Raw genomic sequence first — 15,350 nt, forward strand, 5'->3', positions numbered from 1 at the left:
CGCTGCCGCAGGGCCAAACCTCAGCGCTGACGCGCTACCTCACCGACAAATGCCAATGCCGCGCAGCGGCTTCGTGCTCTGGGTCCTGTGCGAAGTGCGCCGACCGCCTCAGCCGGTCCGACCCTCGATGAGAGCGCGGACCTTATCCGCGTCTGCTTGAGTAACCGAATTGTAGACGATCATGCCGAGCTCCGGCCTGCCCTCGACCGAGAAGGAGGAGAACTCCAGTTTTACGAGCCCCGCCTCCGGATGACGGATGCGTTTGACGCCCTCGCCATGAGCGACGACGTCGTTGTCCCGCCACAGCACCTCGAACTCCGGACTGAGGCGGCTCAACTCCTCGACGAGCTTGGTTGCTTCGGTGCTCCCGTGGGCGCCCGCCCGCGCCATGTCGGCGCGAAAAGCGCCGACCACGAAGCGAGCGACGCTGTCCCAATTGTCGTTCCGATTTCGACCCTTCCCGCCAGCGAACATCAGCCGCATGATGTTGCGCTGCTCGCGCGGCAGGGTGGCATAGTCGGTCAGCAGCGCTGCCGCCGCGGCGTTCCAGCCGACCACGTCCCACATGGCGGTCTTGATGATGGCGGGGCTGAGCGCCATCCCGTCCAGCACCCGCTGCAGCCGCGGGGTGATGCCATCGATCGGCTGGTAGCGCGCTTCGGGTGAACGGCCGAGGCCGAGCATGTAAAGATGCTCGCGCTCCGGCTCCGTAAGCATCAGGCCCTTAGCGATGCGATCGAGCACGTCGGCGGACGGCGCCCCGCCACGACCCTGCTCCAGCCAGGTGTACCACGTCGGGCTGATGTTCGCGCGGCTCGCTACCTCCTCGCGGCGCAGCCCCGGGGTGCGCCGTCTGCCACCGCCGAACCCGAATGTCGCCGGGTCGAGGCGTGTGCGTCGGTCGCGCAAATAGCTGCCGAGTTGGTTGGGCGCATCGCTGGCCATATCGATCCTGTTGCAAGCTATACTACGATAAAGTCACTACTTTAACAGGTTCGAATTGGTTGGGATATCCGGTATCGCGAGAAGGAGATCTCCCATGCGTGTATTCCTGACCGGCGCGACCGGCTTCATCGGTTCGCACATGATCCCGGAACTACTCAATCGCGGCCATCAGGTGCTCGGCCTCACCCGTTCCGATGCCGGCGCCCGACAGCTCGAAGCTGCGTGCGTCGAGGTTCACCGCGGTGATCTGGAAGCACCCGAATCGCTCGCCAGCGGCGCAGCGGCGGCAGATGAGGTGATCCACTGCGCGTTCGACCACAATTTCGAGACGTTCTTCGAGAATACCAAGAAGGACGAGCGCAACATCGCGGCGATGGGCAAGGCGCTGGAGGGCACGCAGAAGCCGATCCTGATCACCTCGGGCGTCGGCATCGGCACGCCGCTGAACGGTGGCCCGGCAATCGAGGACGTGCTCAACCCGCGTCACGCCAATCCGCGTATCGCGACGGAGCTCGCCGGTGCGGCGCTGATCGCGCGGCGCATAGACGTGCGTACCATCCGGCTTCCGCAGGTGCACGACGCCACCAAGGCCGGGCTGATCACGCCGCTGATCGCCGAGGCGCGTCGTGCCGGGGCGGTTGCATATCTCGGTGAGGGGCAGACGCGCTGGTCCGCGGCCCACGTCAGCGATGTGGCGAAGCTTTAGGTTCTGGCGCTGGAGAAGGGCGAGCCGGGCGCGCGTTTCAACGCGTCGGTTGAGGAGGGCGTCTCGGCACGTGCCATCGCCGAGGCGATCGGTATGGGTAGCGGGTTGCCGGTCCGCTCGATCGCGGCCGACGAGGTCGAGCGCTATTTCGGCTGGATGGCACCCTTCGCAGCGCTCGACATGGCTGCCTCGAACGCCTGGACGCGCGCACGGCTTGGGTGGGAGCCAACGGGTGCCGACCTGCTCACCGACCTTGCCGCGATGGACTATTCGGCGCTCACCGAAGCCTAACGAATTGTCGCTGTACGCCGGCTGGGTAGATCGACGGACGTACGTGAACGGACGGCGGTAGTTAGGGAGCGGCCAAGCGGCTCTAAATGTCGCCTTCTGGGTCGTGTCAAAGCTCGTTTTACTTAGTCATCAGTAATGACGAAGGCGTTTTACCCGTAGTGCCCAACCTATAACGACGAGCGGTGTGGCAAGGCCTATCCAAGCGATGACGTCCACCAAACCATCGCCAAGCAACCCGACGATCAAGGCGACAATCGTTGCGATGGCGAGGGCAATCGGAATGCCGAAGGTGCCGCCTGGTCGCCTCATACGGTTCCCTTTCGGCGGCTCATCCACAGGTAAACACCGCTACCGAGCACGATGATCGCAACGATATCGAGGAGCGCCCATAGCACCTTCATTGGCATGGCGCCGTAGTCACCGAAGTGGAGCGGCTGCGAGAGGCGCAGCGCCAGCATGTACCAAGGCATGGAACGCATGGCGGTCAACTTGCCGGAACGAGCCAGCGGACGCGGCGGCTACGGTGTGTGCGGACCTCACCAAAGGCCAGCTTGCGCATGAAAGGCGCGTAGACGACGATCCCCGACACGATTGACGCACAGAACAGCAAACCCATGAAGCCGAGGAAGAGCTTGCCCGGCAACCCGGCGAACATGTCGACATGGAGGCGCAGAATCACCGCCATGATGCCGGCATCTTCGTCGAGCGCCGACGGGCTTGGCTGTGCAACGGTCGATGGCGGTGATGTGGAGATCACCGCGTCCGGGCTGCGCCACCTTTCCAGTGGTGACGTTGGTGACCGGGCGGTCGTCGTCGAAGCTCATGAACAACGGCCGCTCGCCGGGGTACATGGCCATGGCGGTGCGTACGAACGCGTCAAGCGGCAGCGTCGGCGCATCCTCCGGCAGCGCCGCAAGCGGTGGCCGATCATCGAACGCTGCATCGATCTCGTCATGGAATATCAGCGGCAGACCGGTGAGGCACAGCATCAACAGGAACACCGTGCAGACAAGGCTGCTCCATTTGTGAATCCAGCACCATGCCCTAACCGTCGCCGTGCGCATCAATACTCGACCGTGACTGATGCCTTGACGGTGCGCGGCTGCCCCTGGAGCAGATAGCCGCCGAACGCTGACGTCCAATAGCGGCGGTTGTCGATGTTCTCCGCGCTGACGCGCAGCGTGATCGGGTGCTCGTCCGCGACCAGGATGTAGCGCAAGCCGAGGTCAAAGCGCGTCCAGTCGTCCAGCCGTTGGAGGTTGGTCGCATCGAGATACTGGCGCCCCGTCTGGACGACCCGCCCGGTCAGCGTCGCGGCGCGAAGGAAGGGTGGCACCACCTCCAGCCCCAGGTTTACCTGATAGTCGGGCACGCCAATCGCGTCGTTGCCGTCCGTCAATCCGCCTGCTGTGCGACGGAGTGTGGCGTCAGTGATCGTCCCGCCACCAATCACACGCAGCCAATCGGTCGGCTCGCCGTTGAAGCCCAGCTCAATGCCCTGGTTGCGCTGGCGACCGTCGACCACGAAGGTTGTGGCGGTGGGGCGTGTCGCGGTGGGCGTGGCGATGCTGTAGCCGTTTGGCTGCGTGGTCCGGTAGAATGCCAACGTCGCAGTGAGACGCCGGATCTCCCACTTGGCGCCGATCTCGTACTGCGTCGTCCGATAGGGCGCGAAGATCTCTCCCGGATTGAGGATAGTGCCGTTCGTTGGCGCGGTGGGACCTTGGACGAGGCCCTCGATCCGGTTGCCATAGAGCGAGAAAGTCGAAGTCGGTCGCACCACGACGCCGATCACGGGGGTGGTCGCCGACCGGTCGTAGCGGGTCGCCCGCGCGAAGGTCGCGCGGTTGAAACCCTCCACTGTCAGATTCTGCTGGCGGACGCCGCCCGTGACTAGCACCCGGTCATCGAACAGGCCGATCGTGTCGGAGGCGAAGAGGCTACCGAACTCAGTATAGGAGACGCGCGGCGGGTCAGCGAGATTGCCGCCGGTGCCGGTGCCCGGCAGGTTCGCCGGCTGCGGCACCGCAACGGGCGCGTAGATGTTTGTGGGGGTCGTCGCGGCGAAGCCGCCGGTGGACGTGCGATAGCCGCCGGATGCGAAGGCGTTGCGGTTCTCGGCCAGGACCAGCGTGCCACCGGCATTGATCGCGTGGGTCGTGCCGGCGAGCGCGAACTTGCCGCGCAGTCCGAGCTGACCGCTCTCGTTGTTGTCCTCCCTCGGTACGAACAGCCGCGCCTGAGTGGCGGCGCCGGTTGTGGAGTTCGTCACTGTCGGCGTGGCGTAGTCGCCGTCCTCGCGGCCATCGCGCAGGCCACCCGCGAGATAGACCGTCCAGTCGGGCGCAACGTCGACCTCGGCGCGAGCCAGGACGTAGACGTCGCGCAGCTTGGTGAACGCCCATGGCTGCGCATAATTGGCGTAGGCGCCGGCCACGCGCGGGATCGCCAGGCTGGTGCTGGCAAGCCGTACCTGCGGCCGGGGTGAGTAGACGCGCTGGTTCTCGTAGCCGAAGTCCAGGAAGAAGCGGCCGGGCCCCGATCGGAAGTCGAGATCGGCCCCGACGACGCGGACGCTGCGGCGCTCGTCGTCGACGGCCGTGTCCCCGTCGCGGTAGACACCGTTGACCCGGAGGCCGAAGGCGTTGTCCGCGCCGAACCGTGTGCCAACGTCGATCGCGCCACCCCACAGGCTGTCGCCTGCGTAGCTGGCGGTGGCGCGCAACAGCGTCTTCTCAGCGCGCTTGGGGATGAGGTTGATGCCCCCGCCCAATCCTGACCCGCCCGGCGCCGCTCCAAAGAGGAAGGCGCTGGAGCCGTTCAGCACCTGGACCCGCTCGTATAGTTCGGGTGAGACCAGCTGCCGGGGGGTAATTCCGTAGAGGCCATCGAGGGCCACGTCGTCACCGGCGAGCGGAAAGCCGCGGGTCACGAACAGCTCTGACTGGTTGCCGAACCCTTGTGTGATCCGGACCGACGGATCGTTCTCAAGCACCTCACCCAGCGTCTCGGCTTGCTGATCAAGAATCAGCTGAGCGGTGTAATTACGGACGTTGAACGGCGTCTCAAGCGCCGGACGATCTCCTAGCGCTCCGAGCGAGCCTTCGCTCGTCACCTGCGACCGTTGCTGCTGCGCGGTGACGACGATCTCTTGCTCTGTTGGAGCCGTCTGATCCTGAACCTGCGCATGCGACACTGTCCCGATCGAAGCGACTGCAACCGCAGAAGCGGTCAACACGATCCTGTTCACTATTATCCCCCGACTTGAAGAACCCTCTATACGCTATTGCGTTTCGCTCGCAATAGGCGCTTCGTTGCGGCGAAACGCTGTCCGACCGACAGGGCCGATATCTGCAATACGGTGGTGCGCAATCGTAACTGGGCATGCCGACCATCTGCTTGGACCCGTCAGGCGGTCCAAAATTGGATGTTTCCTGGCCAGTAACAGCTTCCGAAAACCAGCCCTGCGTGTGATCGGCGATCATGTGAGGGTGTGCATAGTAGATTCATCGGAATGACCATTGGTATGCCAGTCAGAGCATGTTCCCGCTGTCATATACTTTGAACGTCGATCTCGTGGTCCAACAGCTCACCCTTCGAAAGCGAATATCGACAGACCGATTGAAGGGATGGGTACGATGCAAACAAAATCACACCGTCGGAAGTATTGGCTTGCCGGCCATGCCGCTATGTTGACTGTTGCGATCGTCACCTCGCCAGCGGCTGCGCAGACGATCGCTTCAGTAAATGCCGGACAAGCGGAGGATCGGAAGGATCCGCCGCCAGCTGACGACATCGTCATCACCGGCTCGCGCATCGATCGTCCAGGCTATGAGTCGCCGACGCCGCTCTTGCGGGTGTCGCAGGCAGAACTGGAGGTGGTGCCCAGGGCCAATCTCGGCGCCGCACTTGCCGACTTACCGCAATTCAAGGCGGCGGATTCGCCCATAACCTCAAGCGCCAATGTCAGTGCCGGCCGGTTCCCAGTCAACATCCGCGGACTGGGCGACAAACGGTCGCTTCTGCTTCTCGACGGACGTCGCCTCGTCAACTCCGACCTGAACACTGTACCGACGATCATGATCGACAGCGTCGACGTGGTGACGGGCGGCGCGTCCGCTGCTTGGGGGTCCGACGCCGTGGCGGGGGTCGTGAACCTGCACGTTGACAGCCGTTACAAGGGTCTCCGACTGGGCGGGGAGACGGCGGTTGCGTCACGTGGCGACGCGCAGCAATATCGCGTCGAGGGCAAGTTCGGCACCAGCTTCGCCGATGATCGCGGTCATGTGGTGATTGGCGGCGAGTTCGTCGACAACAAGGGCATTGGGCGACGGATTGATCGCGCGAACACCGGTCGCTGGTCGACCAACGGCAATACCGCGCTGACTCCGAATGTCGGGTATTCCACCAGGCTTGTCGGGGGCTACATCAACTCGGGCGTGCTAAGAGGCCTAGGGTTCAACCCGGACGGCAGCCTGCGTACGCCCAATCTTGGGCAGGTGATCGGCAGCAGCATGATCGGGGGCGAGGCGCCGTCGAACGACGACATCGGCGTGCTGATGGTGCCGCAACGACGCTATGCGGCGATGGCGAAAGCGTTCTATGATTTGACCGACACCCTGAAGCTGAGCGCTGATCTGCGCTATTCCCGCTACTACAACCGCTATGCGTGGTTCGGTAGCCACAGCGACAATCTTACCATCCGCAACGACAACGCGTTCCTGCGCCAAGAGATCAAGGATCGCCTAGCTGCGGCGCGGCAGACCAGTTTCCTGTTGTCACGTTTCAACGGTGATCTGTCCTTTGCCAATCTCGATGTCGACCGGCGCAACATCCAGGGCTCGGTCGCGCTCGACGGCAGCTTTGCCGGCAATCGCTGGCGTTACAGTGCATTCTACAGCCATGGCGAATTCCGCAACGACCTGCGTGCGCCTGGCTTCCTGATTACCCGCAACTTCGCCAACGCCGTTGACTCAGTTATCAGTCCAGCAACAAATCAGCCAATTTGCCGCGTCGCACTGACCGATCCAAGCAGCACCTGCGTCCCGATCAACTTGTTCGGAGCCGGCGCGCCAAGCCAGGCAGCGATCAACTATGTGACCGGAACGCCCCGGTCCAATGTGCTCGACAAGCTGGACACGTACGGCATGTCGTTGCGCGGCGAGCCATTCGATTTGCCCGCCGGTCCGGTATCGATCGCGATCGGCGTAGAAGGGCGCAACGTGTCGACGCGGGCGAAGATCGGCGAGCTCGACGCGGCTGCCGCGTTCAGCACCTTCTACTTCACTGGTTTCTCGGGGAAGACCAACGTCAAGGAAGCGTTTGGCGAGATCGTTGTCCCATTGATCCACGACACGCCGCTGTTGCGCAAGCTTGAGCTGAACGGTGCCGTACGGGCCTCCGACTACAGCCTGAGTGGAACGATCTGGTCATGGAAGCTGGGTGCGACCAACGAGTTTCTGCCGGGCGTGATTGGACGGGTCGCGCGGTCGCGCGACATTCGCGCCGCCAATCTGAGCGAGCTGTTCACGTCGCGGACCGTGTCCTATGTCGGCATCGTCGATCCTCGCAATCCGGCCGCAGGTACGACCAGCACGCTGGTCTATGGCGGAGGCAGTGCGGCCCTCCAGCCCGAACGAGCCGACACATGGACGGCCGGGTTCACTACCGCGCCCGCACGCGGGCTGACCGCGTCGATCGATTACTTCAACATCTCGATCCGCGACGTTATCACCACGCTTGGTGCGCAGAACATCGTCAATCGCTGTGCGGCTGGGAACGCCGCCCTGTGCGACTTCATCGATCGTAATACCGCCGGGACGATCCAGAGCATCACGTCGGCACAGTTAAATTTGTCGCGGATGAAGACGGACGGCATCGACGGTGAGGTGGGCTACACCTTACCTGTCAATGCCGGGATGAACGGGCGGATCAACATGCGTCTGGTCGGAACATGGGTAAACAGCTTCTCCGTCGACGACGGCGTCACCAGGGTCGAATATGTCGGCACCCAGGGCTATGCCCTGACCGAAGGAACGCCCCGCTTCCGCGTCAATGCCACAGTCGGCTATGCCAGCGACTCCTTCAGCGGTCTTGTGCGGGCACGCTTCATCTCGTCAGGCTATTGGGATCGTACACGCACGACGCTGACCAACAACCGCATTCCGGCCTATACCTATCTGGACCTGCAGCTCAGCCAGAAGGTGCCAATGGGCGACGGGCGCAACTTCGAGCTATACGGCAGCGTGTCGAACCTTTTCGACAAGGACCCACCGCTATATTCTACATTTACGCCCTATTACGACGTAATTGGACGCTACATGTCGGTCGGCGCGCGGGTGGCTTTTTGACTGGTGGGACTGCGCCGCTGACGGTGCCGGTAGCGACCGCCACTCGCACGTTTCGGTGGCGGATGCTGGCACTCTGCCTGCCGCTCGTCGCGGCCATCCATGGGCCATGTGCCGTTGCGCAGTCGGCTGCGGCGGCGATGACGGGGCTAGTGACCCCGGAGGCCATTGCCAGCCTGACTGATGTCCGCGATGCGGAGATTTCGCCCGATGGCCGGCAGGTCCTGTACGTTACCCAGCCGGGCATCGGGCAGCGTGCCGGTCGGGCCACCATCTGGATCACTGCCGCGGACGGCAGCGTCCCGCCACGTAGGGTGACGGTTAGCGCCGGCATCGACGATACGCCGCAATGGTCGCCCGACGGCCGCAGCATCGCGTTTCTTTCGAACCGCACCAACCCCAGCGCGCATGGAGTCGCCGGGTTCGATCTGCGGCCGGCAACAGGCGATCCCGATCAGCCCGAGTCTGCCGGGGCGCCGCGCCAATTGTGGCTGATCTCGGCCACGGGCGGGGAGGCGCAGCCGCTGACCGCCGTTGGACGCGACATCCGCAGCTTCCGCTGGTCGCCCGACGGCCGCAGCATCGCCTTTCTCGCGCCCGATCCGCTCGACGCCAGTGAGCGCACCGACCGTGCGGCTAAGCGCGACGCGGTGGAGGCCGATGTGACAGGGGACCTGTCCCGCATCTGGATCCTGAATCTGGCGTCGCATGCGCTACGCCGGATCGCGGTTGTGGGCCGGGAAGTCAGTGAGCTCAGCTGGTCGCCGGATGGCGGTTCCCTCGCGCTGAGGATCGCCGCCTCCGCCGAACTGAACGACTTCTATTACCGGTCCGAATTGGTGGTGATGGATGTCGCCAGCGGCAGGATCGCGCGCTCAATTTTCAAGGGGGTGTACAGCACTGGCGCTTGGTCACCCAATGGCCGGCACATCGCCTTTACAGCACCCGAAGCTGACAGGATTGGTACGCGCGGCTATATCGCGGACGTATCCACGGGTGCATTGCGGCGGCTGGGCGCGACACTGGACGGTACGCTGAAGCGGCTCGACTGGTCCGTGCGCAACGCCACCGTTATCGCACGGGTGGTCGTGCACAGCCGCACCGTGCTGATGCAGGTCGATGTCGCAACGGGACGGTTCCGACCCCTGGTCGACTTGGGCGGGCAGATCCGTGATTTCTCGATCGCCAACGACGGCACCATCGCGATGAGCGGCAGCCAGCCGGATCGCGCGGCCGACGCGTGGGTGTTTCGCCGCGGCCGGCTGCGCCCGGTATCAGACGCCAATCCGCAGATGCGCGGTTGGCACATGGGCAAGGTCGAGGAGGTGCGCTGGACCAGCAGGCGCGACGGTAAGCCGATCTACGGTGTCCTGGTGACGCCATTCGGCTTCAAACCTGGGCTCCCGACGAAAACCGTCGTGCAGCCGCATGGCGGCCCGGCGGACGTGTGGGAGGGCGGGTGGCTGGGCAGCTGGACAAGCTGGGCGCAGATTTTGGCGGCGCGCGGGTATGTCGTGTTGCTGCCCAATCCGCGCGGCTCGGCGGGGCAGGGCACTGCGTTCGCCCGCGGCGTAAATCAGGGTTGGGGCGACAGCGACTATCAGGACATCGTTGACGGCGTTGACATGCTGGTGGCCCATAGCATTACCGAACCGTCCCGGGTGGGCATCGGCGGATGGAGCTATGGCGGCTTTTTGTCGGCCTGGGCAATCACGCATGACACGCGCTTCAGGACGGCGATCGTCGGCGCGGGGCCGACCGACCTGCTGAGCCTTTCACTGGCGACCGACACGCCCGACTGGTTCAGCGGCTATTATGGCTCGTTGCCGGGGAGCTTGGCCAGGCTCGACGCGGGATCGCCGCTCCGCCGGGTCTATCATGCGAGCGGCCCGGTGCTGGTGTTGCACGGACAGGAGGATCGCCGTGTGCCCCTGCCACAGGGGATCGCATTCTACCGTGGACTTCGCCTGCAAGGGAAACAGGCGAGCATGGTGACCTACCCGCGCGAACCGCATTGGATCTACGAACCCGAACATCAGCTAGATGTGCAACGGCGCGTGCTCGCCTGGTTCGACGGCCACCTGTGAGTGGGACAAGCAAAAGGTGACAATCATGGCACATCCTGTCTTCCAACCTAACCGTCGTGACATGCTGGCGGCCGTTCCTGCGCTGGTCGCCGCAGGTCCGTCTTTGGCGGCAACGAGGGGCGCCGATATCCTCGACATGAGCGCTGTGGCGATGGCGGCGGCGATCAGGAAGAAAGACCTGTCGGCGCGCGAGTTGATGACCGCACATCTGGCGCGGGTCGATGCGCTGAACCCACACTTCACTGCGCTGGTCTCCCGTATCGATCACGCTGACGCGTTGCGTCAGGCGGATGCGGCGGACCAGGACGCCGCTGCCGGCCGCTTCCACGGGGTGCTGCACGGCTTTCCCCATGCTGTGAAGGACACGGCCCCGACGCGCGGGATACCAAGCACCCAAGGATCGCCGCTATTGACGGCTAACATTCCAGGCTCCGATTCTCTGGTCGTTGGGCGGATGAGGAACGCCGGGGCAATCTTCGTCAGCAAGAGCAACGTGCCAGAATTCGCACTGGGGTCGCATTCCTACAACCGGGTGTTCGGAACGACCCGCAACGCTTACGACCCCCGCAAATCAGCGGGGGGCAGTACCGGTGGTGGTGCAGTCGCGCTGGCGCTCAGGATGGTGCCTCTTGCCGATGGCAGCGACTTCGGCGGATCGCTGCGCAATCCGGCCGGGTGGAACAACGTTTTCGGCTTCCGCCCGTCATGGGGACGGGTGCCATCGATCCCGAACAGCGACCTGTTCTGGCAGGATTTCGCAACCTCTGGCCCGATGGGGCGCAGCGTCGCCGATGTTGCACTGCTGATGTCGGTTCAGGCCGGACCCGATACACGGGCACCATTCGCGCCGAAGGATGATCCGGCGTTATTTGCCAGCCCGCTGGACCGCGATTGGAAAGGCAAGCGGATCGGTTGGCTTGGCGATCTCGGCGGTGCGCTACCGACCGAAGCAGGCGTGATGAAGACCTGCGAAACCGCGCTATCCGCGTTCCGGGCAATTGGGATGACCGTCGACGAAGCATATGTGTCAGAGAGCGCCGACGCCATGTGGCGTACCGCGGTCTTGCTGCGGCAATGGTCGGTTGGAGCGGACCTGCAAAGCTTTTACGACAACCCGGCGATGCGGGCGCAATTGAAGCCAGAAGCGATCTGGGAGGTCGAGGGCGGCATGAAGCTGACCGGCCCGCAATTGGTCAAGGCGTCGGAAGGCCGGACACGCATCTACGAAGCTTTTCGCAAGGCGTTCGAGACATACGACTTCCTTGCTCTCCCCACCGCGCAGGTGTTTCCCTTCGATGCCGAGCAGCATTGGCCACGAGAAATTGCGGGCAGGGCGATGGACAGCTATCATCGCTGGATGGAGGTCACGCTGCCGCCGACCATGGCGGGTCTGCCCACGCTTGCCGTGCCGGCGGGCTTTGGCGGGCGCGACGGCCTGCCTATCGGTATTCAGTTGATCGGCCCCCGGCTGGCCGACCTCGCCGTGCTCCAGCTCGGCCATGCCTATGAACGGGCATCGCCGTGGATTGCCCGTACGCGCCCGATGGCGCTTCGCTGACAAGAGGAGTTTCCATTGATGACGATCCTGTTGATCGGGTGCGGCCGGATGGGTGGCGCCTTGGCACGGCGGTGGAGCAACGGCGAACGCGTCTTGGCCTTCGACCCCGATGGCTCCTTGCCAGATGGGGTGGAGCGGGTCGCCGACCTGGATGATGTCGGCGGGGAGAGTGACTTGGTCATCGTGCTGGCAGTAAAACCTCAGACGTTTTCCGCCACCTCGCCGGCACTGCGCCGGCTTGCGGATAACAACCCTTTGTTCCTGTCGATCATGGCCGGGGTGCCTCTTTCAGCGTTGGCAGAGACATTCGACGGAAGCGGGCGGATGGTAAGAGCCATGCCAAATACGCCGGCCGCGATTGGTCGGGGGATCAGCGGGCTGGTCGCGGGCCGGACGGTGTCGGGCGCCGATCGCGGTCGGGCCGAGGCGCTGCTGGCTGCGGTCGGCGAGGTCGTCTGGTTGGCTACCGAAGCGGACATCGACTTGGTCACCGCCATATCGGGGAGCGGCCCCGCCTATGTCTTCCGCATGACCGAAGCATTGGCGGCGGCGGGTGTCCAACTAGGCCTTGCAGAAGCCGTAGCGACCCAACTGGCCAGCGCGACGCTGACCGGCGCTGCGGCGCTGGTCGAAGCGGAGGGCCGCGACTTAGCTGATCTGCGTCGACAGGTAACCAGTCCCGGTGGTACGACCGCGGCGGGTCTGGCGCAGATGGACGGCGATGAGGGCATCGACGACTTGATGGCAAGAGTGGCGCAGGCCGCCGCCCGCCGCTCCATCGAGCTCGCCGACCAGGACGTGAACCGCGTCAACGATCCGGATTGAACCGACGCAGCCAAGGGGTGACGCCGGGCTCGGCAAGCCGCTCCGCAATCGTCCGATATACCGCATCCCGCTCGTCCTGACCGAACTTGAAGCGGCCCGTGATCTTTGTGACCGACGCGCGGAACCCGATGATTGCCCTGGCCATGCCGTCATAGCGGTGCGCGATCTCGGCGCGGGTCCATGGTACCTGTCGGTCACGCTCCATCGTCCCGATCAGCATGTCCAGCGCTTCGTCGGTCAGCGCGGCATCCACGGTCACTTCTGCCGTGATCCGCAGATTGGCGTAAATCCAGGTCGGCGCCCAGTCGCGTAGCCCGGCCTCTTCGGGCGAGACATAAGTCGACGGGCCGCTGAACAACAGCAGCGCCCGGCCCTGCGTGCGCAACCGATCATACAGTGGATTAACCCGTCCGAGATGTCCGATCAGCGACAGCAGCCGTCCGGCCCCGTCATATTCGCCGACCAGCGGCAGTTGCGCGGCTTCCGGCGTGGCGTCGCCGACAGAACACACCCAGGCCAGCGGATGTTGCGCGATCAGCGTCCGTATGTCGTCGGTTGTGAAGTCCGCGAAAGGATCGCTCATGATGGGGCTGCCTCCGAGGAACATGGTGCGCTTTCTGCGTCGGCGCTCGTACCATCAACTTTGACTTGCGCGCTGGACCGTTCAAGGGCCAATTTAGATGGGACGTGTAGGGCCAATGGCTTTGCTCGAACGCTTCCGCCCAGCCGCATAGAGGCCGTTTGAACCATGTTGCGACCGCTCCACGTCACGTTAGCGGGCCGAATTTCCTCTGAAAAGGATGCTCCTCTTTACGGCCAAGTGATCCGCGCCATTGTCCGGGACATTAGAAGCGGGCGGTTGGCGGCCGGTATGTATCTGCCCAGTAGCAGGCAACTCGCGGCCCAGCTTTGCGTCAACCGCAAAACGGTGGTCGTCGCCTATGAGGAGTTGATCGCGCAAGGGTGGCTCACTTCGGCCGGGACGCGCGGTACGATCGTCTCTCCCGCTTTTCCGGCACACCCAAGCAGAGTTCATACCACGGAACCGCTTTCCGCTGACATCCCGACTAGCGGTGAGGTGCAGCCTTATTATCGCATCCTGCCCCCGCCCGCGCGCGCCATCGCGCTGCCGGGTGGTGAGGGGCTGAAGCTGGACGAGGGCGCGCCCGATGGCCGGCTATTTCCGGCCGAAACGCTAGCCCGCGCGTATCGCAAAGCGATCATCGGAGCCGCTGCCGAGAACCGTCTCCAGTACCGTGATCCGCTCGGATCTATGCGGCTGCGCTGCGCGATCGCAGAGATGCTGCGTAACCAGCGCGCATTGTCGATCACCCCGGAGGAGGTATGCATCACACGCGGCAGCCAGAACGCGCTGTTCCTGACAACGCAGATCCTGCTGAAGCCTGGCGACACCGTTCTGGTCGAGGCGCTGACCCATGAGCCGGCGATGGCGGCGTTCCGCGCGGCGGGAGCACACGTCGTCGCAGTGCCGCTGGATGGCGGAGGGATCGATGTGGACGGTGTGGAGAGGGCATGTCGCAAGCACAACGTGCGCGCGGTATTCCTGACGCCGCACCATCAATTCCCCACCACCGTCGCGCTTCGCCCGGAGCGACGCCTGCGCATGCTGGATCTCGCGCGCCAGTTCGGCTTCGCGCTGTTGGAGGACGATTACGACCACGAATTTCACTTCGCGTCACAGCCGCTGCTGCCCATGGCGGCCTATAGCCCGGAGCATGTGATCTACCTGGGGTCGTTGTCCAAGCTGCTGCTACCAACCTTACGGATCGGTTACATCGTCGGGCCACGTGCGATTATGCCGGCGCTGGCTCATGCGATTTCCGTTACCGACGGCATGGGTAACCGGTTGACCGAGGACGCGACCGCCGATCTGATCGTCAGCGGCGAATTGCAGCGTCATGCCTACAAGGTGCGGAAAATCTATGCCGAGCGTCGCCGCGCGTTCGCTGAGAAGTTGCGCGCCCGCTTCGATGATGCGGTCGCATTCGACCTGCCCGACGGCGGGCTCGCCTTTTGGTTGCGTTTTCCGGGCATCGACCTCGACGCGGCAGAAGCCCGGGCACGAGAGGCGGGGGTACGGCTGGCGTCGTCGCGATCGTTTATGGCAAGCGAGGACGCGCCGCGCGGCTTGCGCGTTGGGTTCGCTAGCCTGAACTCGACGGAGGCCCAGTCTGCGATCGATGCGCTCCACCGGGCGACGCACGCATAGCCTTCCTCTACAGTTAATATGAATGAGTGGCAGAAATTGGGGAGCCGAAAATAGGCGGGGAATGGCCGGGTATGTGAAGGAAATCAGGCACCGGGAGGTGTATGATTTCCTCCAAGGCAGGAAGCCGCGTGCCGCGGGCGCTGTTCTATGGGGAAAGCGGTTTTCGGGTGGTTGGCCTGGCACCGGGATGACCACCGCGATCAACTCCGACGACCCGCGGTGCGATAATCGGGAAGAGCTTCAAGCGTGAATCTGGGCCGGGAACATCGGTTGAAGCGGGTGTCGGCGCGACTGGCGATGTCGCCGACGCGAGCGGCCTGGATGCCGGAAGCGGGGTAACCGCGTGGCAGAGCCGGATCGG

Annotated in this window: 11 protein-coding genes and 2 pseudogenes; 6 read left to right on the forward strand and 7 right to left on the reverse strand. The window is 64.1% G+C overall.

All coding sequences use genetic code 11. From position 1 onward, the window contains the following. Positions 1-108: 108 nt before the first annotated feature. Positions 109-945, reverse strand: coding sequence for a helix-turn-helix transcriptional regulator (locus AC07U4_RS24515; protein ID WP_495197555.1), 837 nt, complete (start codon positions 943-945; stop codon positions 109-111). Positions 946-1,039: 94 nt separating this feature from the next. Between AC07U4_RS24515 and AC07U4_RS24520 the strand changes: the two are divergent. Beyond that, a pseudogene (locus tag AC07U4_RS24520) lies at positions 1,040-1,942 on the forward strand (SDR family oxidoreductase). A gap of 129 nt (positions 1,943-2,071) precedes the next feature. Here AC07U4_RS24520 and AC07U4_RS24525 read toward each other — a convergent pair. The 5 genes and pseudogenes from AC07U4_RS24525 to AC07U4_RS24545 all read right to left on the reverse strand — a co-directional run bounded on the left by AC07U4_RS24525 (position 2,072) and on the right by AC07U4_RS24545 (position 5,192). Then, entirely contained in the window at positions 2,072-2,251 is a 180-nt protein-coding gene (locus AC07U4_RS24525) for a hypothetical protein (RefSeq protein ID WP_495197556.1), read from the reverse strand. Further along, complete coding sequence (locus AC07U4_RS24530) at positions 2,248-2,421, reverse strand: PepSY domain-containing protein (RefSeq protein ID WP_495197557.1); 174 nt, start codon at positions 2,419-2,421, stop codon at positions 2,248-2,250. Before AC07U4_RS24530 ends, AC07U4_RS24525 begins: the two co-directional genes overlap by 4 nt. A 5-nt stretch (positions 2,422-2,426) precedes the next feature. Further along, a complete protein-coding gene (locus tag AC07U4_RS24535) occupies positions 2,427-2,627 on the reverse strand; it encodes a PepSY domain-containing protein (protein ID WP_495197558.1) in 201 nt (66 codons plus the stop codon). Between the two features lie 79 nt (positions 2,628-2,706). Beyond that, positions 2,707-3,006, reverse strand: a pseudogene (locus tag AC07U4_RS24540) (PepSY domain-containing protein); the annotation flags it as partial. Further along, entirely contained in the window at positions 3,006-5,192 is a 2,187-nt protein-coding gene (locus tag AC07U4_RS24545) for a TonB-dependent receptor (protein WP_495197559.1), read from the reverse strand. The pseudogene AC07U4_RS24540 and the gene AC07U4_RS24545, both read right to left, overlap by 1 nt. Before the next feature lie 439 nt (positions 5,193-5,631). Here AC07U4_RS24545 and AC07U4_RS24550 point away from each other — a divergent pair, with 439 nt between their 5' ends. The 4 genes from AC07U4_RS24550 (at position 5,632) to proC (ending at position 12,759) form a co-directional block, all read left to right on the forward strand. After that, the gene (locus AC07U4_RS24550) at positions 5,632-8,292 is read left to right on the forward strand and encodes a TonB-dependent receptor plug domain-containing protein (protein ID WP_495197560.1); all 2,661 of its coding nucleotides are present in this window, start codon (positions 5,632-5,634) and stop codon (positions 8,290-8,292) included. A gap of 62 nt (positions 8,293-8,354) precedes the next feature. After that, positions 8,355-10,376 carry a S9 family peptidase gene (locus AC07U4_RS24555; RefSeq protein ID WP_495197561.1) on the forward strand — a complete coding sequence of 674 codons (2,022 nt, stop codon included), beginning with the start codon at positions 8,355-8,357 and terminating at the stop codon, positions 10,374-10,376. Between the two features lie 25 nt (positions 10,377-10,401). Continuing rightward, positions 10,402-11,934 carry an amidase gene (locus AC07U4_RS24560; RefSeq protein ID WP_495197562.1) on the forward strand — a complete coding sequence of 511 codons (1,533 nt, stop codon included), beginning with the start codon at positions 10,402-10,404 and terminating at the stop codon, positions 11,932-11,934. Positions 11,935-11,952: 18 nt separating this feature from the next. Next, the gene (gene proC, locus AC07U4_RS24565) at positions 11,953-12,759 is read left to right on the forward strand and encodes a pyrroline-5-carboxylate reductase (protein WP_495197565.1); all 807 of its coding nucleotides are present in this window, start codon (positions 11,953-11,955) and stop codon (positions 12,757-12,759) included. On the opposite strand, the gene AC07U4_RS24570 is transcribed toward proC, so the two are convergent. Beyond that, the gene (locus AC07U4_RS24570) at positions 12,743-13,342 is read right to left on the reverse strand and encodes an FMN-binding negative transcriptional regulator (RefSeq protein ID WP_495197563.1); all 600 of its coding nucleotides are present in this window, start codon (positions 13,340-13,342) and stop codon (positions 12,743-12,745) included. The two genes, proC and AC07U4_RS24570, sit on opposite strands and share 17 nt — an antisense overlap. A gap of 165 nt (positions 13,343-13,507) precedes the next feature. On the opposite strand from AC07U4_RS24570, the gene pdxR reads away from it, so the two are divergent. Then, positions 13,508-14,989: a MocR-like pyridoxine biosynthesis transcription factor PdxR gene (pdxR, locus tag AC07U4_RS24575; RefSeq protein WP_495197564.1), complete on the forward strand. Its 1,482-nt coding sequence runs from the start codon at positions 13,508-13,510 to the stop codon at positions 14,987-14,989. Positions 14,990-15,350: the final 361 nt, after the last annotated feature.

The sequence above is a fragment of the Sphingomonas sp. GW821-FHT02B09 genome, assembly GCF_059421875.1.